Source organism: Kitasatospora sp. MAA19 (genome assembly GCF_029894125.1).
Lineage (GTDB): Bacteria > Actinomycetota > Actinomycetes > Streptomycetales > Streptomycetaceae > Kitasatospora.
The window spans coordinates 282,368-306,541 of the sequence record NZ_JARXYZ010000005.1; the positions used below are offsets into that span (position 1 = coordinate 282,368).

General features: G+C 73.4%; 21 protein-coding genes. 6 read left to right on the plus strand and 15 right to left on the minus strand.

The window, feature by feature from the left end:
* Positions 1–41 precede the first annotated feature (41 nt).
* Positions 42–674: a DsbA family protein gene (locus P3T27_RS11565; protein WP_280677161.1), complete on the minus strand. Its 633-nt coding sequence runs from the start codon at positions 672–674 to the stop codon at positions 42–44.
* 224 nt (positions 675–898) lie between these two features.
* Between P3T27_RS11565 and pepN the strand changes: the two genes are divergently transcribed.
* A complete protein-coding gene (gene pepN, locus P3T27_RS11570) occupies positions 899–3,463 on the plus strand; it encodes an aminopeptidase N (protein ID WP_280677163.1) in 2,565 nt (854 codons plus the stop codon).
* An 83-nt stretch (positions 3,464–3,546) separates the two neighbouring features.
* Here the strand turns inward: pepN and P3T27_RS11575 are convergent, their stop codons facing one another.
* The 3 genes from P3T27_RS11575 to P3T27_RS11585 all read right to left on the minus strand — a co-directional run bounded on the left by P3T27_RS11575 (position 3,547) and on the right by P3T27_RS11585 (position 8,053).
* Positions 3,547–4,854: a glycoside hydrolase family 18 protein gene (locus P3T27_RS11575; protein ID WP_280677165.1), complete on the minus strand. Its 1,308-nt coding sequence runs from the start codon at positions 4,852–4,854 to the stop codon at positions 3,547–3,549.
* A gap of 166 nt (positions 4,855–5,020) precedes the next feature.
* Positions 5,021–7,666, minus strand: coding sequence for an aconitate hydratase AcnA (acnA, locus tag P3T27_RS11580; protein WP_280677167.1), 2,646 nt, complete (start codon positions 7,664–7,666; stop codon positions 5,021–5,023).
* 222 nt (positions 7,667–7,888) lie between these two features.
* Positions 7,889–8,053 carry a hypothetical protein gene (locus tag P3T27_RS11585; protein WP_280677169.1) on the minus strand — a complete coding sequence of 55 codons (165 nt, stop codon included), beginning with the start codon at positions 8,051–8,053 and terminating at the stop codon, positions 7,889–7,891.
* A gap of 176 nt (positions 8,054–8,229) precedes the next feature.
* On the opposite strand from P3T27_RS11585, the gene P3T27_RS11590 reads away from it, so the two are divergent.
* Both P3T27_RS11590 and P3T27_RS11595 read left to right on the plus strand, forming a co-directional pair.
* Complete coding sequence (locus tag P3T27_RS11590) at positions 8,230–8,637, plus strand: type II toxin-antitoxin system VapC family toxin (protein WP_280677171.1); 408 nt, start codon at positions 8,230–8,232, stop codon at positions 8,635–8,637.
* Positions 8,638–8,712: 75 nt separating this feature from the next.
* Entirely contained in the window at positions 8,713–9,246 is a 534-nt protein-coding gene (locus P3T27_RS11595; RefSeq protein WP_280677173.1) for a superoxide dismutase family protein, read from the plus strand.
* Positions 9,247–9,330: 84 nt separating this feature from the next.
* On the opposite strand, the gene argF is transcribed toward P3T27_RS11595, so the two are convergent.
* The 3 genes from argF to P3T27_RS11610 form a co-directional block, all read right to left on the minus strand.
* Entirely contained in the window at positions 9,331–10,332 is a 1,002-nt protein-coding gene (gene argF / locus P3T27_RS11600) for an ornithine carbamoyltransferase (RefSeq protein WP_280677175.1), read from the minus strand.
* 137 nt (positions 10,333–10,469) lie between these two features.
* Positions 10,470–13,142, minus strand: a complete 2,673-nt coding sequence (locus P3T27_RS11605) for a polynucleotide kinase-phosphatase (RefSeq protein WP_280677177.1) — start codon at positions 13,140–13,142, stop codon at positions 10,470–10,472.
* Positions 13,139–14,716 carry a 3' terminal RNA ribose 2'-O-methyltransferase Hen1 gene (locus tag P3T27_RS11610; RefSeq protein WP_280677179.1) on the minus strand — a complete coding sequence of 526 codons (1,578 nt, stop codon included), beginning with the start codon at positions 14,714–14,716 and terminating at the stop codon, positions 13,139–13,141. The genes P3T27_RS11605 and P3T27_RS11610 overlap by 4 nt, the downstream gene beginning before the upstream one ends.
* A 208-nt stretch (positions 14,717–14,924) precedes the next feature.
* Between P3T27_RS11610 and dapD the strand changes: the two genes are divergently transcribed.
* On the plus strand, positions 14,925–15,914 hold the full coding sequence (gene dapD / locus P3T27_RS11615; protein WP_280677181.1) for a 2,3,4,5-tetrahydropyridine-2,6-dicarboxylate N-succinyltransferase: 990 nt from the start codon (positions 14,925–14,927) through the stop codon (positions 15,912–15,914).
* Positions 15,915–16,491: 577 nt separating this feature from the next.
* Positions 16,492–16,677: a hypothetical protein gene (locus P3T27_RS11620; protein ID WP_280677183.1), complete on the plus strand. Its 186-nt coding sequence runs from the start codon at positions 16,492–16,494 to the stop codon at positions 16,675–16,677.
* Here P3T27_RS11620 and P3T27_RS11625 read toward each other — a convergent pair.
* From P3T27_RS11625 to P3T27_RS11650, 6 genes are all read right to left on the minus strand, one after another.
* Positions 16,674–17,297 (minus strand): DUF6099 family protein, encoded by a 624-nt coding sequence (locus P3T27_RS11625; RefSeq protein WP_280677185.1) that lies wholly within the window; start codon positions 17,295–17,297, stop codon positions 16,674–16,676. The two genes, P3T27_RS11620 and P3T27_RS11625, sit on opposite strands and share 4 nt — an antisense overlap.
* A gap of 156 nt (positions 17,298–17,453) precedes the next feature.
* The gene (locus P3T27_RS11630) at positions 17,454–17,837 is read right to left on the minus strand and encodes a nucleotide pyrophosphohydrolase (protein WP_280677246.1); all 384 of its coding nucleotides are present in this window, start codon (positions 17,835–17,837) and stop codon (positions 17,454–17,456) included.
* 50 nt (positions 17,838–17,887) lie between these two features.
* Positions 17,888–19,246 carry an ATP-binding protein gene (locus tag P3T27_RS11635; protein WP_280677187.1) on the minus strand — a complete coding sequence of 453 codons (1,359 nt, stop codon included), beginning with the start codon at positions 19,244–19,246 and terminating at the stop codon, positions 17,888–17,890.
* A 128-nt stretch (positions 19,247–19,374) separates the two neighbouring features.
* Entirely contained in the window at positions 19,375–20,205 is an 831-nt protein-coding gene (locus tag P3T27_RS11640; protein ID WP_280677189.1) for a putative RNA methyltransferase, read from the minus strand.
* Positions 20,206–20,372: 167 nt separating this feature from the next.
* Positions 20,373–21,167: an alpha-L-glutamate ligase gene (locus P3T27_RS11645; protein ID WP_280677191.1), complete on the minus strand. Its 795-nt coding sequence runs from the start codon at positions 21,165–21,167 to the stop codon at positions 20,373–20,375.
* Positions 21,164–22,147, minus strand: a complete 984-nt coding sequence (locus tag P3T27_RS11650) for an ATP-grasp domain-containing protein (RefSeq protein WP_280677192.1) — start codon at positions 22,145–22,147, stop codon at positions 21,164–21,166. Before P3T27_RS11650 ends, P3T27_RS11645 begins: the two co-directional genes overlap by 4 nt.
* Positions 22,148–22,487: 340 nt before the next feature.
* Between P3T27_RS11650 and P3T27_RS11655 the strand changes: the two genes are divergently transcribed.
* Complete coding sequence (locus P3T27_RS11655) at positions 22,488–23,357, plus strand: GNAT family N-acetyltransferase (RefSeq protein WP_280677194.1); 870 nt, start codon at positions 22,488–22,490, stop codon at positions 23,355–23,357.
* Positions 23,358–23,466: 109 nt separating this feature from the next.
* On the opposite strand, the gene P3T27_RS11660 is transcribed toward P3T27_RS11655, so the two are convergent.
* Both P3T27_RS11660 and P3T27_RS11665 read right to left on the minus strand, forming a co-directional pair.
* A complete protein-coding gene (locus tag P3T27_RS11660; RefSeq protein ID WP_280677196.1) occupies positions 23,467–23,889 on the minus strand; it encodes a fic family toxin-antitoxin system, toxin component in 423 nt (140 codons plus the stop codon).
* A complete protein-coding gene (locus P3T27_RS11665; protein WP_280677198.1) occupies positions 23,886–24,122 on the minus strand; it encodes a toxin-antitoxin system HicB family antitoxin in 237 nt (78 codons plus the stop codon). The genes P3T27_RS11660 and P3T27_RS11665 overlap by 4 nt, the downstream gene beginning before the upstream one ends.
* Positions 24,123–24,174: the final 52 nt, after the last annotated feature.

Sequence of the window (24,174 nt, forward strand, 5' to 3'; positions counted from 1 at the left end):
GCCCGGTACCTGGTCGGTACCGGGCCCTCGCGCGTCCGGCGCTACTCGAAGGACGGGCCCGCCGTACGGGTCCGCTTGATCTCGTAGAAGCCCGGGGTGGAGGCCACCAGCAGGGTGCCGTCCCAGAGCCGGGCCGCGGCCTCGCCCTTCGGGGCCGGGGTGACCACCGGGCCGAAGAAGGCGACCCGCTCGCCGTCCGCGCCCTCCACCGCGATCACCGGGGTGCCGACGTCCTCGCCGACCAGGGTGATGCCCTCCTTGTGCGAGGCGCGCAGGGCCTCGTCGTACGCGTCCGTGTCGGCCGCGTCCGCCAGCTCCGCGGGCAGCCCGGCGGCCACCAGCGCCGCCTCGACGGTCTCCCGGTTCTGCGGCAGGCCCTGGTTGTGGAAGCGCAGGCCCAGCTCGGTGTAGAGCCGGCCCAGCACCTCGTCGCCGTGCTGCTGGGCGGCCGCGATGCACACCCGCACCGCGCCCCAGGCGTTGTCCAGCAGCTCGCGGTAGTTCTGCGGGAGGTCGCGGTGCTCGTTCAGCACCGACAGGCTCATCACGTGCCAGTTCACGTCCACCGGACGCAGCTGCTGGACCTCGATCAGCCAGCGGGACGTCATCCACGCCCACGGGCAGGCCGGGTCGAACCAGAAGTCGGCGGTCTTGCGCTCAGCGGCAGTCGTCACGGCTGTCGTCCTTCGTGAGGTGATAACGAGGCGGGGAGGTGTTCCACCCCCTGCCCCAACACCCGCCCGGCGCCGCTGATTCCGGCCCCGCCGGGGCGGCCTGTGCAATGGTACCGGCGAGGGAGGGCGTGAAAGGATGCCCCCGCGGGGCGCAGGACACCGCGCACCGAGACCGCACCACCCACAGACGCACCACCGTGCGAGCCGGACAAAGGAGTACCGCCGTGCCGGGCAAAAACCTGAGCCGCGACGAAGCCCAGCAGCGGGCCAGCATCCTGGCCGTGGACAGTTACCGGGTCCGGCTGGACGTGACCTCCGCACCCGACCCGGCGGCCGCCACCTTCCGCTCCACCACCACCGTGGCCTTCCGCTGCTCCCAGCCCGGCGCCGCCACCTTCCTCGACCTGCTCGCCCCGGCCGTCCGCTCGGTCACCCTCAACGGCCGCTCGATCGACCCGGCCACCGCCTACGACGGCGCCCGCGTGCACGTCGACGGCCTCGCCGCCGAGAACGTCCTCACCGTCGAGGCGGACTGCGCCTACAGCCGCACCGGCGAGGGCCTGCACCGCTTCACCGACCCGGTGGACGGCGAGACCTACCTCTACACCCACTACGAGCCGGCCGACGCCCGCCGGGTCTTCGCGACCTTCGAACAGCCCGACCTGAAGGCCCCGTTCAGCTTCACCGTGACCGCCCCGGCCGCCTGGGACGTCTGGTCCAACGCCGTCCACGAGGACGTCGTCGAGGAAGGTGCCGCCCGCACCTGGGAGTTCGCGCCGACCAAGCCGATCTCCACCTACCTCACCGCCGTCGTGGCCGGCCCCTACCACGTCGCCCGCGACCACTACAGCCGCGAGCTCGCCGACGGCACCACCCTGGAGATCCCGCTCTCCGCGATGTGCCGCAAGTCCCTCGCCCCGTCCTTCGACGCGGACGAGATCCTCGGCGTCACCAAGCTCGGACTCGACTTCTTCCACGAGGAGTTCGACTACCCGTACCCCTTCGGCAAGTACGACCAGGCGTTCGTCCCCGAGTACAACATCGGCGCCATGGAGAACCCCGGCTGCGTCACCTTCCGCGAGGAGTTCGTCTTCCGCTCGAAGGTCACCGACGCCGCCTACGAGGGCCGCGCCAACGTCATCCTGCACGAGATGGCGCACATGTGGTTCGGCGACCTGGTCACCATGCGCTGGTGGGACGACCTGTGGCTGAAGGAGTCCTTCGCCGACTTCATGGGCTCCTACGGCCTGATCGGCGCCCGCACCCGGTACTCCTCCGCCTGGGTCACCTTCGCCAACCAGCGCAAGGCCTGGGCCTACCGGCAGGACCAGTTCCCCACCACCCACCCGATCACCGCCGACATCCGCGACCTCGAGGACGCCAAGCTCAACTTCGACGGCATCACCTACGCCAAGGGCGCCGCCGTCCTCAAGCAGCTGGTCGCGTACGTCGGCTCCGAGGCCTTCTTCGAGGGCGCCCGCCGCTACTTCCAGCGCCACGCCTTCGGCAACACCGAACTCGCCGACCTGCTGGACGTCCTGGAGGAGACCAGCGGCCGCGACCTCAAGGCCTGGGCCGCCGCCTGGCTGCAGACCGCCGGGGTCGACTCGCTCACCCCGCAGGTCACCACCGACGCCGAGGGCCGGATCACCGAACTCGCCGTCCTCCAGGACGGGGAGGTGCTGCGCCCGCACCGGATCGCGGTCGGCCTCTACGACCGGGACGCCGACGGCTCCCTGGTGCGCACCGGGCGGATCGAGCTCGACGTCACCGGCAACCGCACCGTCGTCGCCGAGGCCGCCGGCCGCCCCCGCCCGGCACTGGTGCTGCTCAACGACGAGGACCTCACCTACTGCAAGATCCGCTTCGACGCCGAGTCGCTGCAGACCCTGCGCGCCGGCCTCGGCGACATCCACGACGAACTGGCCCGGGCGCTGGCCTGGTCCGCCGTCTGGAACCTCACCCGGGACGGCCTGATGCCGGCCCGCGACTACGTCGCCCTGGTGCTGCGCTTCGCCGGCCAGGAGGGCAACATCGGCGTGCTGCAGTCGCTGCACACCCAGGCCAAGACCGCCGTCGACCTGTACGCCGACCCGAACTGGCGCGCCGAGGGCGGCCGGCTGCTGGCCGACGGCGCCCTGCGCGAGCTGCGCGAGGCCGTCCCCGGCAGCGACCACCAGCTGGCCTGGGCCCGCTTCCTCGCCCAGACCGCGGGCGGCGCCGAGCACCTCGGCCTGGTCCGCGGCCTGCTGGCCGGCAGCGCCCGGATCGACGGCCTGGACGTCGACCAGGAGCTGCGCTGGTCGCTGTGGCTGGCGCTGGCCGCCGCCGGCCAGGCCGGTGACGAGGAGCTGGCCGGGGAGCTGGCCGCCGACAACACCGCCAGCGGCAAGCGCCGGTACACCCAGTGCCTGGCCGCCCGGCCCACAGCCGAGGCCAAGGCCGTCGCCTGGTCGGCCGTCGTCGACTCCGAGGAGCTGCCGAACGCCCTGGTCGAGGCCAACATCGCGGGCTTCGCGGTGCCCGCCCACCGCGACCTGACCGCGCTCTACGCGGCGCCCTACTTCAAGCTGCTGGAGCGGGTCTGGTCCGAGCGGACCATCGAGATCGCGATGCGGATCGTCGGCGGGTTCTTCCCGCACGCCCAGACCGACGAGCAGACCCTGGCCGAGGCCGACGCCTGGCTGGACGGCCACCCGCAGGCCGCGCCGGCGCTGCGCCGCCTGGTGCTGGAGTGCCGCGACGACCTGGCCCGCGCGCTGCGGGCGCAGGCCTGCGACCGGGCCTGACGCACAGGGGTGAAGGGCCCGCCGTGTCCGGCGGGCCCTTCGGCGTTCGGGGGGGCGGTCGGTCGGGCCAGCCCGTCAGCCGGTCAGCCGCGGCGCAGGCCGCGGTCCAGGGCGGCGATCGCGCTGCCCTGGGCGTCGTCGCCGTCCAGCGACCAGACCATCACGCCGCCCAGGTCGTTCCGGCGCACGTACCGCGCCTTCTGGGTGAGCACCTCGGCGGTGTCGTAGCTGTAGAAGGTGGTGCCGTCGTACTTCCAGGACGCACCGTGGTCGCGGTCCACGTACACCGTGCCGGGCAGGGCGTCGACCTCCCGGTAGGAGAGGTCGGGCGCGGTGGCGGTGGCGCTCTGGTAGAGGCCGCCGCGCTCGCCGGGCGCGACGCCCGTCCAGCCGTGGCCGTACAGCGGGGCGCCGAGCACGATCTGCTCGGAGGGCAGGCCGCGCTCCTGGTAGTGCACGACGGCCTTGTCGGCGCTGCGCTGACGCGGCTCGGGGTCGGTCGGGTCGGAGTAGAGGTTGGCCTGGTGGTTGGCCGGGCCCTTGCCCTCCCAGGGGCCGTGCAGGTCGTAGGTCATCAGGTTGAGCCAGTCCACCGAGTCGCTCAGCTCGGGCAGTTCGAGCCGGTCGGCGACGGTCTCGTTGGCGGCGACGGCGGCGGTCAGCAGGTAGTGCTTGCCCTTCCTGCCGCTCAGCGCGTCCAGCTGCCTGCGGAACTCCCGCATCAGCAGGGTGTAGTTGCGCCCGTCCTCGGGCCGGACCACGTTGCCCGCGTCCCCGCCGCCGCCCGGGTACTCCCAGTCGATGTCGATGCCGTCGAAGACGCCCGCGGCCGCTCCCGCGCCGCCCTCCGGGGAGCCGGGCAGGACCGGCAGGTCGCCCTTGAGGTAGAGGTCGATGCAGGAGGAGACGAACTTCTTGCGGGCGGCGTCGCCGGCGGCCGCGTCCGAGAAGTACTTCGACCAGCTCCAGCCGCCGATCGAGATGACCGTACGCAGCTGCGGGTTCTTCGCCTTGAGCTTGCGCAGCTGGTTGAAGTGGCCCTTGAGCTTCTGGCCCGGGGTGTCGGCCACGCCGTCCACGGACTCGGCGGCGCCGAAGGAGCGCTGGTAGTCGTTGTGGGCGTCGCCCTGGCCCGCGTCGTCGGTCTCGTAGCAGGTGCCGTCGGCGGAGACGTTGCCGAAGGCGTAGTTGATGACGGTGAGCTTCCCGGCCTGGCCGGAGTCCTGGACGCGCTTGGCGGAGCTGTCGGCGCCCCACTGGGTGAAGTAGCCGACCCGCTGGCCCTTCGGCTTCGGGCCGTGGTGGCCGTCGGCGGCGTTGGCGGTGGCGGGGGCGGCGAGCAGCGCGGCGACGGTGGCGGCGGCGAGCAGGGCTGAGGCGCGAGTGGGCATACCGGACCTGTTCTCTGAATGAGCGTCAATTGGTCTGGACCAGATGGGATAGAGGTTTAGTCCATCGCGGCACAGCGCACAAGAGGCCGGGCACAGGTGGGGCAGCATGCAAAAGAGGCCGGACCGCGAAGTGCGGTCCGGCCTCCCTTGAGGCCTGTGCCGAGGCTCAGCCGATGAGCGAGCGCAGCACGTACTGCAGGATGCCACCGTTGCGGTAGTAGTCCGCCTCACCGGGGGTGTCGATGCGGACGACCGCGTCGAACTCCTTGTCACCGGCCTTGACCTTGACGGTCTTCGGGGTGCGGCCCTCGTTGAGCTCGGTCACGCCGGTGAAGGAGAAGGTCTCCTCGCCGGTCAGGCCGAGGGAGTCGGCGCTCTCGCCCTCCGGGAACTGCAGCGGCAGGACGCCCATGCCGATCAGGTTCGAGCGGTGGATGCGCTCGTACGACTCGGCGATGACGGCCTTGACGCCCAGCAGCGCGGTGCCCTTGGCGGCCCAGTCGCGGGACGAGCCGGAGCCGTACTCCTTGCCGGCCAGGACGACCAGCGGGGTGCCGGCGGCCTGGTAGTTCTGCGAGGCGTCGTAGATGAACGACACCGGGCCGTCGGCCTGGGTGAAGTCGCGGGTGTAGCCGCCCTCGGTGCCCGGCGCGATCTGGTTGCGCAGGCGGATGTTGGCGAAGGTGCCGCGGATCATCACCTCGTGGTTGCCGCGGCGCGAGCCGTAGGAGTTGAAGTCGCGCTTCTCGACACCGTTGGCGGTCAGGTACTGCGCCGCCGGGGTGCCCGGCTTGATGTTGCCGGCCGGGGAGATGTGGTCGGTGGTGACCGAGTCGCCCAGCTTGGCCAGGACGCGGGCGCCGGCGATGTCGGTCACCGGGCTCGGGGTCTTGGCCATGCCCTCGAAGTACGGGGGCTTGCGGACGTAGGTGGACTCGGCGTCCCACTCGAAGGTGTTGCCGGTCGGGACGGGCAGCGACTGCCAGCGGTGGTCGCCGGCGAAGACGTCCCGGTAGCCCTTGTCGAACATGGCCTCGTCGATGGAGCCGGCGACGACCTCGGCGACCTCCTGCTCGGACGGCCAGATGTCGGTCAGGAAGACGTCGTTGCCGTCGGCGTCCTGGCCCAGCGCGTCCTTGGTGATGTCGACGTTCATGTTGCCCGCGAGGGCGTAGGCGACCACCAGCGGCGGGGAGGCCAGGTAGTTCATCTTGACGTCGGGGTTGATCCGGCCCTCGAAGTTGCGGTTGCCGGAGAGCACCGAGACGACGGCCAGGTCGGCCTCGTTGACGGCGGCCGAGACCTCCTCGGGCAGCGGGCCCGAGTTGCCGATGCAGGTGACGCAGCCGTAGCCGACCAGGTTGAAGCCCAGCTTCTCCATGTACGGGAGCAGGCCGGCCTTCTCGTAGTAGTCCATGACGACCTTGGAGCCGGGCGCCAGGGTGGTCTTGACCCAGGGCTTGACGCGCAGGCCCTTCTCCACGGCCTTCTTCGCCAGCAGGGCGGCGCCCAGCATGACGGAGGGGTTGGAGGTGTTGGTGCAGGAGGTGATCGAGGCGATCACGACCGCGCCGTTGTCGATCTCGTACTTCGAGCCGTCGGGGGCGGTCACCGCGGTCGGCTTCGAGGCCTCGGCCGAGTAGGTCGGCAGCGCCTCGGCGAACTTGGTGGCGGCCTCGGCCAGGATCACGCGGTCCTGCGGGCGCTTCGGGCCGGAGATCGACGGGACGACGGTGGAGACGTCCAGCTCCAGGTACTCGGAGTAGACCGGCTCGACCGACGGGTCGTGCCAGAGGCCCTGCTCCTTGGCGTACGCCTCGACCAGGGCGAGCTGCTGCTCGCTGCGGCCGGTGAGCTTCAGGTAGCTGATGGTCTCGGCGTCGATCGGGAAGATCGCGCAGGTCGAGCCGAACTCCGGCGACATGTTGCCGATGGTGGCGCGGTTGGCCAGCGGGATCGAGGAGACGCCCTCGCCGTAGAACTCGACGAACTTGCCGACCACACCGTGCTTGCGCAGCATCTCGGTGATGGTGAGCACCAGGTCGGTGGCGGTGGTGCCGGCCGGCAGCTGGCCGTTGAGCTTGAAGCCGACCACGCGCGGGATCAGCATGGAGACCGGCTGGCCCAGCATGGCGGCCTCGGCCTCGATGCCGCCGACGCCCCAGCCCAGCACGCCCAGGCCGTTGACCATGGTGGTGTGCGAGTCGGTGCCGACGCAGGTGTCCGGGTAGGCCTGGCCGCCGCGGACCATGACGGTGCGGGCCAGGTGCTCGATGTTCACCTGGTGGACGATGCCGGTGCCGGGCGGGACGACCTTGAACTCGTCGAAGGCGGTCTGGCCCCAGCGCAGGAACTGGTAGCGCTCCTTGTTGCGGCCGTACTCGATCTCGACGTTCTGGACGAAGGCGTCCGGGGTGCCGAACTTGTCGGCGATGACGGAGTGGTCGATGACCAGCTCGGCCGGGGCCAGCGGGTTGATCTTGGCCGGGTCGCCGCCCAGCTCCTTGACGGCCTCACGCATGGTGGCGAGGTCGACGACGCACGGCACACCGGTGAAGTCCTGCATGATCACGCGGGCCGGGGTGAACTGGATCTCCTGGCTCGGCTGGGCGTCGGCGTCCCAGTTCCCGAGCGCGCGGATGTGGTCGGCGGTGATGTTCGCGCCGTCCTCCGTGCGGAGCAGGTTCTCCAGCAGCACCTTGAGGCTGTACGGCAGCCGCTCGGAACCCTCGACGGCGGAGAGCTTGAAGATCTCGTACGACTCGTCGCCCACCTGCAGCGAGCTGCGGGCGTCGAAGCTGTTCGCGGACACGACGGACTCCTTCTGGGTGCTTCGCGCGATATCCGGCCGCCGCGGTGGTAAGGTCAGCCTTACTTAGGCCCACCTTGCCCGCATCGCCGGCGAGCGCCTCTCGGCAAGTATCTTGATGTCGAGATATATCGTAAGGGGCAGTTATCTCGATGTCGAGATAAACCATAGTGCATGCCGCCGCCTTCACCACCGCAGGCATGCCCGGGTGCACAACGGCGCAGGTCAGCGACCGTCCGGACCGCGACGCTCGCGCTCCAGCCGGATCAGCCGGATCGGCCGGACCACTCCCGCCACCACCGCGGCGGCCACCAGCAGCACTACCACCAGCTCACCACCGGAACCACCGGTCGGCGACGGGGCGACATCGGCCGGCAGGGTCGTCGTCATGCCCGCGCCCCGCGCAGGGCCGGCACCCGGGCGTCCGGGCGGACGATCCGGCCGTTCCACGACAGCACACCGGAGCGGACCAGCCGTCCGACGCCGCGGCCGTGAAGCCCGGCCCCGCCGGGTGAGATCCGGCCCGGTACGGTGGCCGGTGTGGTGACATCCAGAGGGGGCCGGCGATGATCGTGGTGGACGCGTCCGCAGTGGTACTGGCACTCGCCGACGAGGGCCCGCGCGGGGCCGCCGCCCGGGCCGAACTCGCCGCCGACGGCGAGTGGTTGGCGCCCGAGCACGTCGTGGTCGAGGTGATGCAGTCGCTGCGCGGCCTCTACCTGGCCAAGGAGCTGACCGCCGAGCGGGTCGCCGAACTCACCCACGAGCTCGCCGCCCTGGCGATCCGCAAGGTCGAGGTGGCACCGCTGCTCAGCCGGATCTGGGAGCTCAAGGACAACCTCACCCCGGACGACGCCGCGTACGTGGCGGTCGCCGAGCAGTACGGGGTGCCGCTGGTCACCGCCGACCTGCGGCTGATGCGGGCCAGCGGGCCGCGCTGCGAGATCCGGGGGATCCACCGCGCCGCGGAGTAGCCGTCCGACGGTGTCCGCAGGCGCCCGGCGCCGTTGAGCAGGGTGTCCGTCACCCCGCCCGTGGAAGGCCCGCCGATGTCCGCTCCGCTCGCCACCGCCCTGTTGCCGCTGGCCCTGCTCGCCCCCACCGCCTCGCCGGTCTCCGTCGTCGAGGCCGCCTTCGACCCGGCGACGGCCTTCGTCCCGCCGACCGCGGTGAGCTACGCGGACGACCTCGTGCCGTACGGCGCGCACACCCGGATCGTCACCGACCGCTCCATCCCGGGGCGGACGGTGCTGACCATGACGGTCTCCGGACTCGCCCCCGACCACGAGTTCCCGGCGCACCTGCACATCGGCGCCTGCGGGGCCGACCCGGCCTCGTCCGGGCCGCACTACCAGGACGCCCCGGACCCGGTGCAGCCGTCCACCGACCCGGCGTACGCCAACGAGCGCAACGAACTGCGGCTGGTGCTGCGCACCGCCGGGCAGGGCGAGGGCACCGCGACGGCCGCGGTGGCCTGGCAGCCGCGGCCGGGTGAGGCGCGCTCGCTGGTGCTGCACGCGGGCACCCCGGCCGGCCCGCACGCGGCGGGCGACCGGGTGGCCTGCGTCAAGCTGGGGAAGTGAGCCCGGCTTCGGCCCCGGCTTCGGTTTCGGCCCCGGCTTCGGCCCCGGTTCCAGTCCTGAGGCCGGGGCTCGCGGGCCCCGGCCTCAGGAGCCGAGGGTGGCGACCAGGACCGCCTTGATGGTGTGCAGGCGGTTCTCGGCCTGGTCGAACACGACGGAGTGCGCCGACTCGAACAGCTCGTCGGTGCACTCCAGTTCGGCCATGCCGGTCGCCTCGTACATCTGCCGTCCGACCACCGTGCCGAGGTCGTGGAAGGCGGGCAGGCAGTGCAGGAACTTCACGTCCGGGTTGCCGGTGGCCCGGACGGTGTCCATCGACACCTGGTAGGGCTTGAGCAGGTCGATCCGCTCGGCCCAGACCTCCTTGGGCTCGCCCATCGAGACCCAGACGTCGGTGTAGAGGAAGTCCGCGCCGGCCACGCCCTCGGCCACGTCCTCGGTGAGGGTGATCCGGGCGCCGGTGGACCCGGCCAGCACCTCGGCCGCCTTGCGGACCTCCTCGGCCGGCCAGAGGGAGCGCGGGGCGACGATCCGGATGTCCATGCCGAGCAGGGCGCCGGTGACCAGCAGCGAGTTGCCCATGTTGGAACGGGCGTCGCCGAGGTAGGCGAGGGCGGTCTCGGCGAGCGGCTTGGCGGTGTGCTCGGTCATGGTGAGCACGTCGGCCAGCATCTGGGTGGGGTGCCACTCGTCGGTGAGGCCGTTCCAGACCGGGACGCCGGCGTGCGCGGCCAGCTCCTCGACGATCGCCTGGCCGTGGCCCCGGTACTCGATGCCGTCGAACATCCGGCCGAGCACCCGGGCGGTGTCCCGGATGGACTCCTTGTGGCCGATCTGCGAGCCGGCCGGGTCCAGGTAGGTGGTGGTGGCGCCCTGGTCGTGGGCGGCGACCTCGAAGGCGCAGCGGGTGCGGGTGGAGGTCTTCTCGAAGATCAGCGCGATGTTCTTCCCGCGCAGCCGGGGCTGCTCGGTGCCCGCATACTTGGCCGCCTTGAGCCCGGCGGCGAGGTCCACCAGGAAGCGGAACTCCTGGGGCGTGAAGTCGAGCTCCTTGAGGAAGTGCCTGTTCCGGAGGTTGAAGGCCATACCGGGCTCCTGGGATGACGGGACGTACGGGAAAGCGGCAAGTGTATACGACGCTCGGAATTTCTATACACCGCAGGGGTGAACCGAGGGGGGAGCCCTGACGGACTCCCCCCTCGGCGGTCGGCCGTCCGGGCGATCTACAGGCGCGGATCGACCGGCTCGGACTCCAGCGCGAGCACCGCGAACACCGGCTCGTGCACCCGCCACAGCGGCTCGCCGGCCGCCAGCCGGTCCAGCGCCTCCAGGCCCAGCGCGTACTCGCGCAGCGCCAGCGAGCGCTTGTGGCCCAGCGACCGCTCGCGCAGCCGGTGCAGGTACTCGGTGTAGTCCGGGCCGTAGACGATCCGCAGGTACTCCCGGCCGCGCACCTTCACCCCCGGCTGCACCAGCCCGCCCGGACGGCCCTCGCCCCGCTCCGTGCGCACCATCGAGGCCAGCGGCTTCACCACCATGCCCTCGCCGCCCGCCCCCGTCAGCTCCTCCCACCAGGCGGTGGCGGCGGCCACCGACGCCTCGTCCTCGGTGTCCACCAGGAGGCGGCCGGTGCGGTGCAGGACCGGTGCCTGCCCGTCGTCCGCCGCGACCAGGCGGTCGATCCAGGCGAGGTGCTCGTCGTGCGGGCGCACCGCGAGGTTCGCCCCCTCGGCGGCCAGCACCTGGAACGGCGCCAGCCGTACGCCCGACAGCCCCTCGGTCGGCCAGCAGTACCGCCGGTACGCCTCGGTGAACGCCCGCGCGTCGGTCGCGCGCTGCCGCTGCCGGACGGTGAGCTCCGCCAGGTCCAGCCCGCGCCCGGCTGCCCGCTCCAGAGCGGCCAGCGCCTCCGGCAGGGCGGCGCCCGCCGCCGCACCGACCGCCGCGTACTGGCGGCGCAGCAGCTCCACGGCCTTCAGCGACCAGGGCATCAGCTCGGCGTCCAGCAGCAGCCAGCCGGTGCCCAGCTCGTCGAACAGCCCCGAGCGTTCGGCGACCGCCCGGACCCGGCCCAGCACGGCGGCGGTCAGGTCGCCGTCGGCGAGGAACGCCCGGCCCGTCCTGGTCCAGATCGCGCCCGGACCGGCCACGCCGAAGCGCCGCTCCAGCGCCGCGTCGTCCCGGGCGACCAGCGCCACCGCGCGCGAACCCATGTGCTTCTCCTCGCACACGACGTGCCGCACGCCGTCCCCGCGGTAGGCGGCGAACGCCTCCTGCGGGTGCTCCAGATAGCCGTCCCGGCGGGAGGTGGCGCTCGGCGCCATGGTCGGCGGCAGGTAGGCGAGCAGCCGCGGGTCCAGCGCGAAGCGGCTCATCACCTCCAGCGCCGCCGCCGCGTTCTCCTCCCGCACGGCGACCCGCCCGTGCAGCGCGGTCTCGACGCTCCGGCGGCCCGTCACGTCGGCGAGATCCAGCGGACGGCCCTCGCGGGCGCCCGGCGCGTCCGTGACCAGCGGCCGCACCGGCGCGTACCACTCCTGCTCGGCGGGCACGCTCACCAGCTCCCGCTCCGGGTAGCGCAGCGCCGTCAGGCTGCCGCCGAACACGCAGCCGGTGTCCAGGCAGACGGTGTTGTGGACGAAGCTCGCCGACGGCACCGGCGTGTGGCCGTACACCACCAGCGCCCGGCCCCGGTACTCCTCCGCCCACGGGTAGCGCACCGGCAGGCCGTACTCGTCGGTCTCGCCGGTGGTCTCCCCGTACAGCGCGTGCGAGCGCACCCGGCCCGAGTTGCGGCCGTGGTACCGCTCCGGCAGACCGGCGTGGCAGACCACCAGGGCGCCGCCGTCCAGCAGGTAGTGGCTCACCAGACCGCGCATGAACTCCCGGGCCTCGGCCCGGAACTCCTCCGACTCGGCGGCCAGCTGGTCCAGCGACTCCTGCAGGCCGTAGGCGACCGTGACCTTCTTGCCGTCCAGCGCCCGGCCCAGCTTGTTCTCGTGGTTCCCCGGCACGCACAGCGCGTGCCCGGCCGCCACCATGCCCATCACCAGGCGCAGCACGCCCGGCGTGTCCGGGCCGCGGTCGACCAGGTCGCCGACGAACACGGCGGTACGGCCCGCCGGGGGCACCGCGTCCACCGGTCGGCCCTCGGCGTCCCGGGTGAGCGTGTAGCCGAGCCGGGTCAGCAGGGTCTCCAGCTCGGAGCGGCAGCCGTGGATGTCGCCGACGATGTCGAACGGGCCGGTCAGGTGGCGCAGGTCGTTGTGGCGCTTCTCCAGCCCCACCTCGGCCGTCGCCACCTCGGCCGCGCCGCGCAGCACGTGCACCTTGCGGAAGCCCTCGCGCTCCAGACCGCGCAGGGAGCGGCGCAGCTCGCGGTGCTGGCGGGGGATGACGTGGGCCGGCAGCCGGCGGTCCGGGCGGGTGCGGTTGCGCTCGGCGCACACGCCCGGCGGGACGTCCAGGACGATCGCGATCGGCAGCACGTCGTACTCGCGGGCGATCCGCACCAGTGCGTGGCGCGCCTCGGGCTGGACGTTGGTGGCGTCCACGACGGTCAGCCGGCCGGCCGCGAGGCGCTTGCCGACGATGTAGTGCAGGAGGTCGAAGGCCTCGGCGGAGGCCGACTGGTCGTTCTCGTCGTCGGCGACCAGGCCGCGGCAGAAGTCGGAGGAGACGACCTGGGTGGGCAGGAAGTGGCGGCGGGCGAAGGTGGACTTGCCCGCGCCGCTGGGGCCGATCAGGACGACCAGGGAGACGTCGGTGACGGGGAGGCGGCGGGGTGCGGCCTGGTCGTGGTGCTGGTCGTGGTGCTGGTCCTGGTGCTGGTCCTGGTCGTGGTGCTGGTCGTGGACGTGGTGCTGCTCGGACGCCGGGGCGGCTTCATCGGTCATCGGGGTTCGCCTCCTTCGGGCGTCGTGGGGGTGGGGGTGGGGGTCGGGGTGTGAACGGGAGTGGGGGTCGACTCGGTCGGGGTGCCGAGGCGGAAGAGGGCCAGCTGGGTCGGCGCACCGACCTCCCCGTCCTCCGGGCCCACCGGGCGCAGCACCACCGTGTAGCCGTACGAGGCCGCGACCCGCTCAGCCCAGGTGCGGAACTCGGCGCGCGACCACTCGAAGCGGTGGTCGGCGTGCCGGACGACGCCCGCCGGCAGGCTCTCCCAGCGGACGTTGTACTCGACGTTCGGCGTGGTGACGACCACGGCCCCCGGCCGGGCCGCGCCGAACACCGCGTACTCCAGGGCGGGCAGCCGCGGCAGGTCCAGGTGCTCGATCACCTCGCACAGCACCGCCGCGTCGAAGCCCTTCAACCGGGCGTCCGTGTACGTCAGCGCACCCTGTGCCAGCGTCACCCGGGCCGCCTGCCGCTCCGGCAGCCGGTCCAGGCGCAGCCTGCGGGACGCCGCCTGCAGGGCCCGCGCGGACACGTCCACGCCGAGCACCTCGGTGAACCGGGTGTCCGTCAGCAACGCGCCGATCAGCTCGCCCTGGCCGCAGCCGAGGTCGGCGACGCGGGCCGCACCCACCTCGCGGAGCGCGGCGACGATCGCGGTACGGCGCTGCTCGGCGAGGGACGGCGGCCTGGGCTCCGCCGACGGCCCGGTGGCCTTCTCGGTCTCCTCGGTCTCCTCGGTCTCCTCCGGACGGTCGTCGACCGCGTTGTCGATCTCCTCGGCCTCGCGGTCGTCCGCCTCCGCCAGCCTGGCCAGCTCCAGACGCTCCATCGCCGTCCGGGTCAGCGACCAGCGCCGGGCCAGGTAGCGGCGGGTGATCAGGGCGCGCTCCGGATGGGCGGCCAGCCAGCCCTCGCCGGCGGCGAGCAGCTTGTCCACCTCGTCCGGGGCGACCCAGTAGTGCTTGGCGCCGTCCAGCACCGGCAGCAGCACGTACAGCTGCTGGAGCGCGTCGGCGAGCCGCACGGCGTCCGACACCAGGACGAGCCGCACGTACCGGGACTCGCCCCACTCCGGGAACGACTCGTCCAGCGGGATCGCCGCCGCCTCGACCCGCCAGCCCAGCGGCTCGAACAGCCGGGCCGCCATCGCCGGGCCGCCGCCCTCGCCCGCGCCGTTCGCGGGCACCGCGGGCAGCGTGATCCGCAGCGGGCGCGGCCGGTCGGCCAGCCCGGGCCGGGCGGGGCAGGCCCCCTTCATCGCGGACCGGAACACCGTGCGCAGCGCCACCGCGAGCAGCGAGGACGCCGCGTACGGGCGGTCGTTGACGTACTGGGCGAGCGCGCAGTCCGGCGAACCGCCGCGGCCCCGGCCCTTGCGGACCAGGGCGATCGGGTCGACGTCCAGCAGCAGCGCCGCCGTGCAGAGCTCGTCGCCCGCCTCGGGGTAGAAGACGTGCGCCTCGCCGTGCGACGTCGCGAACCGCTGGACCCTGTCAGGGTGCTTGTGCAGCAGGAACCCGAGATCGGTGGCCGGGCTCTCGGCGCTGCCGGTGGTGGAGATCGACATGAACACCCGTCCGAGTATTGCCCAGCACACACCCGCTGAGCACCGGTTTTTCCCGCCCGGCGACCGTCCGTCGGGGCCCGCCCGCGGCCGTGCCCGCGCGGTGGGCGTGTTCGCACCACGGGCGTCCTCGCAGGTGGGGGTGTTCGCGCGGTGGACGTGTTCGCACCGTGGGCGTGTTCGGCAGCAGAGCCCCGCATTGGTTAACGTGCACGGTGTGACTGCTGAATCCACCTCCCTCCCGAGCGGCGCCGTCGCCGCCGGCCTCGCCACCATCGCCGCCGACGGCACCGTCCTCGACACCTGGTTCCCCGCCCCCGCCCTGGCCACCGAGCCCGGCCCGGCCGGCACCGTCCGGCTGACCGCCGAGCAGGCGGAGGCCGAGCTCGGCGCCGGCGCGGCCGAGGCGCTGCGTGTCGACGCGCGCCGCGGGGTCGAGGTGGTCGCCGTGCGCACCACCATCGCCTCGCTCGACGAGAAGCCGCTCGACACCCACGACGTCTACCTGCGCCTGCACCTGCTCAGCCACCGCCTGGTCAAGCCGCACGGCCAGAACCTGGACGGCATCTTCGGCCTGCTCGCCAACGTCGCCTGGACCAGCATCGGCCCCGTCCCGGTGGACAGGGTCGAGCAGACCCGCCTCGCGGTCCGTGCCCAGGGCGGCCAGCTCGCCGTGTACGGCATCGACAAGTTCCCGCGGATGACCGACTACGTCGCCCCGTCCGGCGTGCGCATCGCCCACGCCGACCGCGTCCGCCTCGGCGCCCACCTGGCCGCCGGCACCACCGTGATGCACGAGGGCTTCGTCAACTTCAACGCCGGCACGCTCGGCACCTCCATGGTCGAGGGCCGGATCAGCGCGGGCGTCGTCGTCGGCGACCACAGCGACATCGGCGGCGGCGCCTCGATCATGGGCACCCTCTCCGGCGGCGGCAAGCAGGTCGTCTCGGTCGGCGAGCGCTGCCTGCTCGGCGCCAACGCCGGCATCGGCATCTCGCTCGGCAACGACTGCGTCGTCGAGGCCGGCCTCTACGTCACCGCCGGCACCCGGGTCACCACTCCGGACGGCGCCGTGGCCAAGGCCATCGAGCTGTCCGGCCAGGACAACCTGCTGTTCCGCCGCAACTCGCAGACCGGCGCCGTCCAGGTCATCGCCCGCTCCGGCTCCTGGGGCGGCCTCAACGCCGACCTGCACGCCCACAACTGATCTGCGGGCCCGCACCGTCGGGGTCCGGAGCCGGTTCATCGGCTCCGGACCCCGGTCTCGTTCTACGGTCTGCGGTGGCGCCCCGGCGCCGCGCTCGCGGCGCCGGGGCCCAACTTTTGGCGCTCTGCTGTTCCGGTGGGCCCCTCCCCCTCCCCCCTCCGCCCCCCACCCTGTGATCCCGACCCCCTGCTCCCTCCCGGGCTGCTCGGCGCCGGGCATACCGGCGCCGAGCAGCCACTACCGGCCCACCCGCCTATCGCCCCACTCACCCACTGGCCTACTCGTCGCAACCCACCTCGTGGGCTGCCCGCAATCGAGGGGGCGTCCCTCCACTCGCAACCTCGCCCACCTAGCTCAGGCTGCTTTGCGGCGGCAAGCCGGGCTCACTCGGGAGACTTACGGCGTACCGGAGTTGGACCGCATCGGGTGGTGCGCGGTGACTGCTCTCCGGAACGGTTCGTTAGGTGCTGCGGCGGGGGCGCGTGCCTCGGTGGCACGGCATCAGGCACCCTCGCTGCGCAGGCCGAGCCACCGTCGGCCGCTTCACGCCGCACTGCCGATCCGAAGAGGTCCCGCCATGTCCGAACCAACGACCACGCCGCAGCTCCCGAGCAGCCCGGCGGACTTGGCCGCCGGTACCTCGTCCGGGCCCGCCACGCACAAGAGCCTGCTGGAACAGATGCAGGAACTGCTCGCCTCGGTGACCGCGGATCTCGCCGAGCTGCAGTCCTCCGGCGCTCGGGACGCCGACCCGGCCGCCTAACCCACCGGCACGGACACCTCCTCCGACGCTCCGGCCGCGCCAGGCACCCGGTAGTCCGGTGCCCGCCCCCCGTCCGTCGGCCCGCCCTCATCCGGCGGGCCGAGCCGGACCACGAGTAAGGGTGAACCCCGCTCGGCCGGTGCCCCGCCGAGCGCCACGCTCTCCTCGCTCTCCGACCTGCTCACCGCCTTCCGCAGCCGCCCGGTCAGGTCCTTGCACTCCGCCACCGCGTCGACGCCGTCGATGCACGTCCAGTAGAGGCTCTCGGTGTCGGCCCCGCAGGCCAGCACCACCAGCGTCTCCCCGACGTCCCGCAGCAGCCCGTCCAACGCCCCCAAGGTCGGCGCCAGTTCGCCGAGTCCGGTGAGCCGCCCGGCCCGGCCGCCGCTCAGCACGGCGGCCCTGACGACGGAGCGCTCCAGGCACACCGCCGCGTGCGCCCCGGCCTCGGACAGCTGCTGCCCCAACCCGGTGAGCTCGTCGTCGTCCAGCTCCGCCAGCCCGGCCCCCACCGCCTCGGTGAGCAGCGCGGCCTGCCGCGCCTCGGCCAGCACGTCCGGTACGTGTCTGGCCTCGGCCAGGGCGTGCCGGGCCCTCTTGATCAGTCGCAGCGCCTCCATGGCCGCCACTCCTTTCGCTCGCTGTCGCCGTGGGACCGCGGCCGCCAAAGGGGCGGCCACGTGGTCACGGCGAAAGCGTGCGGCGAAGTCGGCAGGCCCGCATCCACCTATTCCGAAGCTGTGGAAAAGTCCGGGGCTGTGGACAAATCCCGTCCTTCACACGGATTGGTCGCCCACGTCCCGGTTGACGTCCGGCCCGCCCTCGCCGTCTCCGCCGCCGGCCGCCGACCCGTCCGGCACCGGGAAGCGGAGCTCGTTCCGCTCGATCTTGGCCGCGAGGGCCTCCAGCGGATCCACCCCGACGACCGTGCAGAACTGCACCAGGTACGCGAGGACGTCCGCGACCTCGTCCCGCACCCGGTGGGCGCGCTCCGGCTCGGACATCACCGCGGCCGCCTGCTCGGGCGTCAGCCACTGGAAGATCTCCAGCAGTTCGCCGGACTCCACGCTCAGCGCGGCCGCCAGGTTCTTCGGCGTGTGGAAGGGCTCCCACCGCCGGGCCGCCGCGAAGTCCACCAGCCGCTGCCGCAGGCCCTCCAGGGTCGGCCCGGTGGGCCCGGCCGGTTCCCCCGGCCTCGTCACTCGTTCGCTCACTCGTCCAGGTCTACCTCATCCGCCTCCGGGGCGGCCCCGTCCCCGCGCCCGCACTGGGCCGGCACCCGGGCCGTCTCGGGCCGCAGCACGGTGTGCCCCGAGTCCGGGTCGCGCCGGCACTCGACCAGCACGGCCGCGCCCGACCGCGGGTCGGCCGCGCCCAGCGCCTCCCGCGCCGCGGCCGGCTCCTGCAGGGCGGCGAGGACGCGCAGTTGGTTGCGCCCGGACATGTCCTGCGCCAGCCGCAGCAGTGCGGCGGTCTGCTCGTCGGAGAGCCCGGCGCCGAGGTCCTCGGCGAGCACGGTGAGCTGCCGGTGCGCCCACGGCACCTCGGCGGCCACGTCGAGGTCGAGCACCCCGGCCCCGGTGAGCAGCACCGCGGCGAACGCGAGGTGGCGCAGCATGCCGTCGGAGGCCTGGTCGGCTCCGGTGCGCCCGAGGACGCCCTCGTCGAAGACGGCGAGGACGCGCTCGTCGGGCCCGCTGCCGCGGTGGGCGAGCGAGAGCCCGAGCAGCGGGTGCGGCGCGGCGGCCTGGACGGCGCGCAGGAGCTGCCCGTAGCGGCGCGGGCATTCGTTGGCGAGCCTGGCGATGACGGCGGAGATGTTGGCGGCGTTGCTGCGTAGCCGGGCCTGCGGGTCGGGCCGGGCCCAGCCGCGCATGAGGGCGGGGACGGGGTGGACGGGGAAGACCTCGCGCAGTGCGGTGAGCAGGTCCTCGGCGGCGGCGAGGACCTGGCGTTCGCCCGGGGAGGAGCCGGCCACCCGCAGCGGCAGTTGCGCGGTGATCATGGTGCCGCTGGGGAAGGGTGCCCGGATGTCGCCCTGGCGGGTGTCGTTGTGCCAGCAGACGTTGACACGCCGCTTGCGGACGTTCTGCTCACCGGTGTCGACGAGGGTGCGGCCGTCGAGGGTGAGCGATTCGCGGGCGATCCGGACCGGGCCGTCGGTGCGGACGACGACGTCGAGCCGGATGCGGCCGTGCGGGGAGCGGACGGTGCAGCCGAGGATGACGGCGTCGCGCCCGTGCGGGACGCACCCGTCCAGGCCGCCGCGGACGGGCCGGGCGAGGGGGCCGGTGCGGTCGGGCAGCCCGTCGAGGGAGTCGGCGATCTCCTCCCCGAGGGCGAGCCGGGACAGCACGGCGAGCGCGTCGAGGGCATTGGACTTGCCGACGCCGGCGGGCCCGTGCAGGACGGTGAGGGGCGCGAGCGGCAGGACCGCGCGCCGATAGGACTTGAACGAGGTGAGCCGGAGCTCCTCGACGGTGGGACGTGTTACGGATGACCGATCGGGCCCCGGGGCGCTCGGTCGGGGGTGGGCCGGCGCGGCGGGCCGGGTGGCGTCGCGGTTCACCCGTCGGACGTTAGCCGCAGGCCGGGCGGCAGAAACGTGCCTGCTCGGCAGATTCATCCCAACGTGGCGGCCGTTCCCGACCGGGCACCCCGCAGCCCCGCCGTCCTGCCGACCCGTGGCCCCGCCGTTCAGCGCCGGTAGGCAGCCACCGTCACGGAGGCGGTCACCTCGACCGGATCCGGCAGGTCGGCGAGCGCGGCGGCCAGGCGGTCCGGGTCGGTGTGCCAGGCGCTGGGGCCCATGCCGACGACGGTGCGCACGTCCTCCGGGCCGAGCCGCAGGGTGAACTCGACCTGCCGCTGCCGGGCAGGGGTCAGGTACGGGCCGAGCTTCTCGTCGATCCGCCGCTGCTTCTCCTCGTCGACCGACAACAGACCCAGCGCGTCGACGAGTTCGCGCAGATGGCGAGCGGTGGGCGAGACCAGCAGCAGGGTGGCGCCGGGGCGCAGCACGCGGCGGATCTCGGGCCCGTTGCGCGGGGCGAAGACGTTGAGCATCAGCCCGGCGGAGGCGTCGCGCAGCGGCAGCGGCCGCCAGGCGTCGCAGACGACGGCGCCGATCCGGGGGTGGGCCTTGGCGGCGCGGCGCAGCGCGTACTTGGAGATGTCGAGCGCGGCGCCGACGCGGCCGGGCAGGGCGTCGAGGACGTGGGCCAGGTAGTGGCCGGTGCCGGCGCCGAGGTCGGCGACGAGGCCTTCCGGGTCGGCGGCCGCGGCGGCCTCGGCGAGGGCGTCGACGATGGGCCGGTAGTGGCCGGCGGCGAGGAAGTCGGCGCGGGCGGCGACCATCTCGGCGGTGTCGCCGGTGCCGGTGTGGGCGTCGCCGGCGAGGAGGCTGACGTAGCCCTGCTTGGCGAGGTCGAAGCTGTGGCCGGCGGGGCAGCGCAGGGCGCGCTCGTGCCGGGTGAGGTCCTGCGCGCAGAGGGGGCAGGCCAGGTAGTGCTCGATGTCCTGCAGCAACGTTCCGTCTTCTCTCGCCGTTCGGCCCGGGCGCCCAGGGGTCTCGCCGGTCCCCGGACGCCCCGGGGTCTCGCTGGCCCGGTGGCCCTGAGCAGCCAGCCTAACGACCCCGCCGGGCGCGACGGCCCGCCCGACCTGCCGGCCCGGCGAGGTCGGGCGCACCCGGCCTACCGACCCCGCTCCGCCGATACGCGACCGCGCTCCGCCGCGACGCGCAGGGCGAGGGCGGCGAGCGCCTCGGGCGCGCCGGGCCGGCCGCGGACCCCGGGGAAGGCGTTGACATCGACGATGACGGGTTCGGTGGGCCCGTCGAGCAGGTCGACGCCGTAGACGTCGAGCCCGAACACCTCGCCGACGCGCAGGGCAAGGGCGGCCCGCTCGGCGGGCGGCTCCCAATCCTGTGTCCCCAATTCCCGTGAATCAGAGGTGAGTTCGGACCGGCGCCGGGCAGCGAACACCTGCCGGTCGATCACCCACAGCTTCTGGTCCCAGCCGGTCCCCCGGACGAACGGCTGGGTGACGACGGGCTCGTCAGGCCAGTGCGCGGCGAGTTCGCGCAGCCGAGCGGGGCCGTCGACCCGCGCGACCAGGTCGTGGCGCCGACTGTGCCGACTCTTGACGACGAACGGGTAAGCAGGATCGGCGAGTTCGGCGAGCCGACCGGCGTCGACGGTCGCCGCGAAGGGCAGCCCGGCGGCGTCCGCGAGCTCGGCCATCCGCACCCGGTCCTGACAGAGCTCGGTCGCTGCGGCGGAGTTGACGACGGGCGCACCGCTCCGCTCCAACTCCCTTGCCAGCACAAGCGCTTGGCGGGTACGCGCCTTGAGTAGATAGACGTCGGCCGACCCGCCCGCCGACCCGGTGGGGTCGACCGTCACCACCTCGTGCCGACGCGCCAGCAGCGCGGCGGTCGCCGCGAGCACCGGGTGGTCGGGGCTGGCGGTGATCAGCCCGATCCTCATATCGCCCCACCGAACTCCGAGCCGCCGAACTCGGACCGACCGTACTCTGACCGGCTGAACTCCGACCGGCCGAACTCGGATCCACCGAACTCCCCGCCACCGAAGCCCAGTTGCCCGTACCCGGCGCCGCCCGCCGGCACCAGCGCGGGGGCGGGAGCCGAGACGGCCGTCCCGCTGCGCGCGAGCCGCAGCACCGCCCGGGAGACCCTGGCGACGGCGTCCGGCACCTGGCGGAAGCTCGGGAAGTCGTTGACGTCGACGACCACCGGCCCGTCCGGCCCGAGCAGCACGTCGACGCCGTACAGGTCGAGCCCGAACACCTCGCCGACCTGCGCCGCGATCCGCGCGACGTCCCCGGGCAGCGGCACCTGCCGCTCGCGGACGCCCTGCCCGGGGTGGAGCGGGGAGGAACGTTCCGTCGCGAAGAGCTCGCCGTCGACGCAGTACACCTTGAGGTCGGTGCCGGAGTTGGGCACGTAGGGCTGGGCGATCAGCAGCCCCTCGTCGGCGAGTTCGGAGCCGAGGTCGAGCAGGTGGTCGGGGCTGGGCACGAGCCGGACGGCGCGCCCGGAGCTGCCGTCGGCGGGCTTGACGACGAGCGGGTACTCGGCGGCCGGTATCTCGGCGAGCCGCTCCCAGCGGGCGGCGGCGTAGGTGACGGGGACGGGCAGGCCGCGGGTGCGGGCGATGACGGAGGCCAGCGCCTTGTCGCGGACGCCGCGGATGGAGCGGACGTCGTTGACGGTGGTGAGGCCGACGGCGGCGGCCGCGTCGAGCAGGGTGAGCCCGGGCCCGCCCGAGACGGTCTTGAGCACCCAGGCGTCGTGGCTGCCGGCCCGGACCGCCTCGGAGATCGCCATCAGCGAGTCCCCCGGGCGCAGCACGTCCACCCGGTGCCCCCACGCGGTGAGCTGGCGCACCACGTCGAGCGGCATGCCGTCGTGCCGGTAGTGCTCCTCCACCAGAAAGCAGAGCCTCATGGGCCTGTCTTCCCCCCTTGCCGAACCGAGTGCGGACGTCCGCCGTCCCCCCTCGGCAGAGCTGTAAAGGCATCAGCATGCCACGCGGTATACGTACAAGATCGCTGCGAGCCGGTAAGCGTTCGGCAACAATCAGGCGCCCGGACCGTGCCCACGCCCGCGCACCGTCGCTCCCCCGCCACCACGAGGCGCCCCCGACCGGCACACGGCAGTACGAGGCACGAGCCACGAGGCACCACCAGCCGGCACGCGGCAGTACGAGGCACGAACCACGAGCGCACCGGCCCCGGAGCGAACCCCGGGAACAATACGGTGGCGATCCGCCGGGGCCCCTGCTTGGATGCGCGCTGTGACTTCTGCCGATCATGCTCCCGACCACCCCCTGCTCGACGCGATCGAGCGCTACTACGACGCGGTGCCGCGCAGCGCCGCCCGCGTCGAGGACTTCGGCCCGCTGACCCTGTTCCTCCGCGAGGGCGCGGGCTGGCCCTACTACGCCCGCCCGACGCTCGACCACGACGGCACCGCCGCCACCGCCGAGGACGTCCTCCGGGTACTGGCCCGCCAGCGGGAGGTGGGCGCGCCGGAGGCCTTCGAGTGGGTGGCCGAACGGAACCCGGAGCTGCGCGCCGCGGTGGAGGCGGCCGGGCTGGCGGTGCACGAGCACCCGCTGCTGGTGCTGGGCCCGCAGGACGAGCCGGCCCCCGCGCCCGGGCTGCCGGAGCAGGTACGGGTGGAGGTCCTGGCCGCGGACGCGCCGGAGCTGGCGACGGCGGTCGCCGTTCCGCACGTGGCATTCGCCGACCCGGGCACCGACGTGGGCGCCGCCGGCGCGGCCGAACTGGCCGAGACCGCAGGCCGGTTGGCGGCGGATGGCACGGTGGAGCGGATCGCGCAACGGATCGTCGACGGCACCACCGTGCTGGCCGCCGCGCTGGCGGACGGTTCGGCGCTGTGCGCGGGCCAGCACAGCCCGGTGGGCGCGGTCACCGAGGTGGCCGGGGTCGGAACGCTGCCGACCGCGCGCCGGAGCGGGCTGGGCCTGGCGGTCACGGCGGCCCTGGTCGCACACGCGCGGGCGAACGGCGTGCGGACGGTGTTCCTGTCCGCCGCCGACGAGGACGTCGCCCGGATCTACCGCCGGGCGGGCTTCCGCCCGTTCGCGACGGCCCTGATCGCCGAGCCCGCCCCGGACCAGCCCGGCGCCTGACCAGGCCAGGACCCGTCCGGCGCCCGACCAGCCCCGGCCCGGGGCCCGCACCGGGCCGGGCGGAGCGGACAGGAACGGACGACGAGGACGACCCGCACCGCACGACGGCTCAGTCGTCGTCCTCGTCGTCCGCCCCGCTGACGCCCTCCCCTTCGGCCTCGTCCACCACCCAGGCCGCCAGCCGCTCGGCCACCCCGGAAACGCCGAGTCGCCCCTCCCGGATGGCCCGGGCGAGGCTGCGCACCTCCCGGGCGGTGGTCGCGACGGTGCAGCCGCTGGCGACGAGGTAGGCGTAGGCGACGGCGGTCGCGTAGAGCTCGTTGGTCTTCTCCAGGGCCGGCACCCGGATCAGCTGGTGCATCAGGGCGGCGGCGCGGTCCTGCGGTTCGGGGTAGACGGCGATGTCGAAGATCTCGGCCTGGTGTCGGGCGACGGCCGCGAGCAGCGATCCGTAGTCGATGACCTGCGGGTCACCGGGCGTGTACTGCTCGGCGGTCATGAGCAGCCACGAGAGGTCGACCTCCAGTTTCAACGGCGCACGTCCTGCAGGTCGCCCGGCTCCGCGAACTCGGCCAGGAAGGCCGTCTCGTACTCCTTCATGAACTGGGCGGCGGCGTCGACGAACGCCCGCCCCGCCTCGCCCATGTCCTGCTGGACCAGGCGCTCGATGTACTGGTTCATGCTGATCCCCTGCTGCTCCGCCCGTTCCCGGGCCATCTCAGCGGTCGTGGCGTCCACCCGGACGTTCAGCTGCTTCTTACCCATGAACCCCAAGCTAGCGCCGAAGTGCTAGCACAACAAGGGCGCGCAGACACCG

Excerpts from the sequence above, each read along its gene's own strand:
- P3T27_RS11575 (WP_280677165.1), bottom strand. The coding sequence starts at position 4,854 with ATGCCCACTCGCGCCTCAGCCCTGCTCGCCGCCGCCACCGTCGCCGCG.
- P3T27_RS11585 (WP_280677169.1), bottom strand. The coding sequence starts at position 8,053 with ATGACGACGACCCTGCCGGCCGATGTCGCCCCGTCGCCGACCGGTGGT.
- P3T27_RS11590 (WP_280677171.1), top strand. The coding sequence starts at position 8,230 with ATGATCGTGGTGGACGCGTCCGCAGTGGTACTGGCACTCGCCGACGAG.
- P3T27_RS11595 (WP_280677173.1), top strand. The coding sequence starts at position 8,713 with ATGTCCGCTCCGCTCGCCACCGCCCTGTTGCCGCTGGCCCTGCTCGCC.
- argF (WP_280677175.1), bottom strand. The coding sequence starts at position 10,332 with ATGGCCTTCAACCTCCGGAACAGGCACTTCCTCAAGGAGCTCGACTTC.
- P3T27_RS11605 (WP_280677177.1), bottom strand. The coding sequence starts at position 13,142 with ATGACCGATGAAGCCGCCCCGGCGTCCGAGCAGCACCACGTCCACGAC.
- P3T27_RS11620 (WP_280677183.1), top strand. The coding sequence starts at position 16,492 with ATGTCCGAACCAACGACCACGCCGCAGCTCCCGAGCAGCCCGGCGGAC.
- P3T27_RS11625 (WP_280677185.1), bottom strand. The coding sequence starts at position 17,297 with ATGGAGGCGCTGCGACTGATCAAGAGGGCCCGGCACGCCCTGGCCGAG.
- P3T27_RS11645 (WP_280677191.1), bottom strand. The coding sequence starts at position 21,167 with ATGAGGATCGGGCTGATCACCGCCAGCCCCGACCACCCGGTGCTCGCG.
- P3T27_RS11650 (WP_280677192.1), bottom strand. The coding sequence starts at position 22,147 with ATGAGGCTCTGCTTTCTGGTGGAGGAGCACTACCGGCACGACGGCATG.
- P3T27_RS11655 (WP_280677194.1), top strand. The coding sequence starts at position 22,488 with ATGCGCGCTGTGACTTCTGCCGATCATGCTCCCGACCACCCCCTGCTC.
- P3T27_RS11665 (WP_280677198.1), bottom strand. The coding sequence starts at position 24,122 with ATGGGTAAGAAGCAGCTGAACGTCCGGGTGGACGCCACGACCGCTGAG.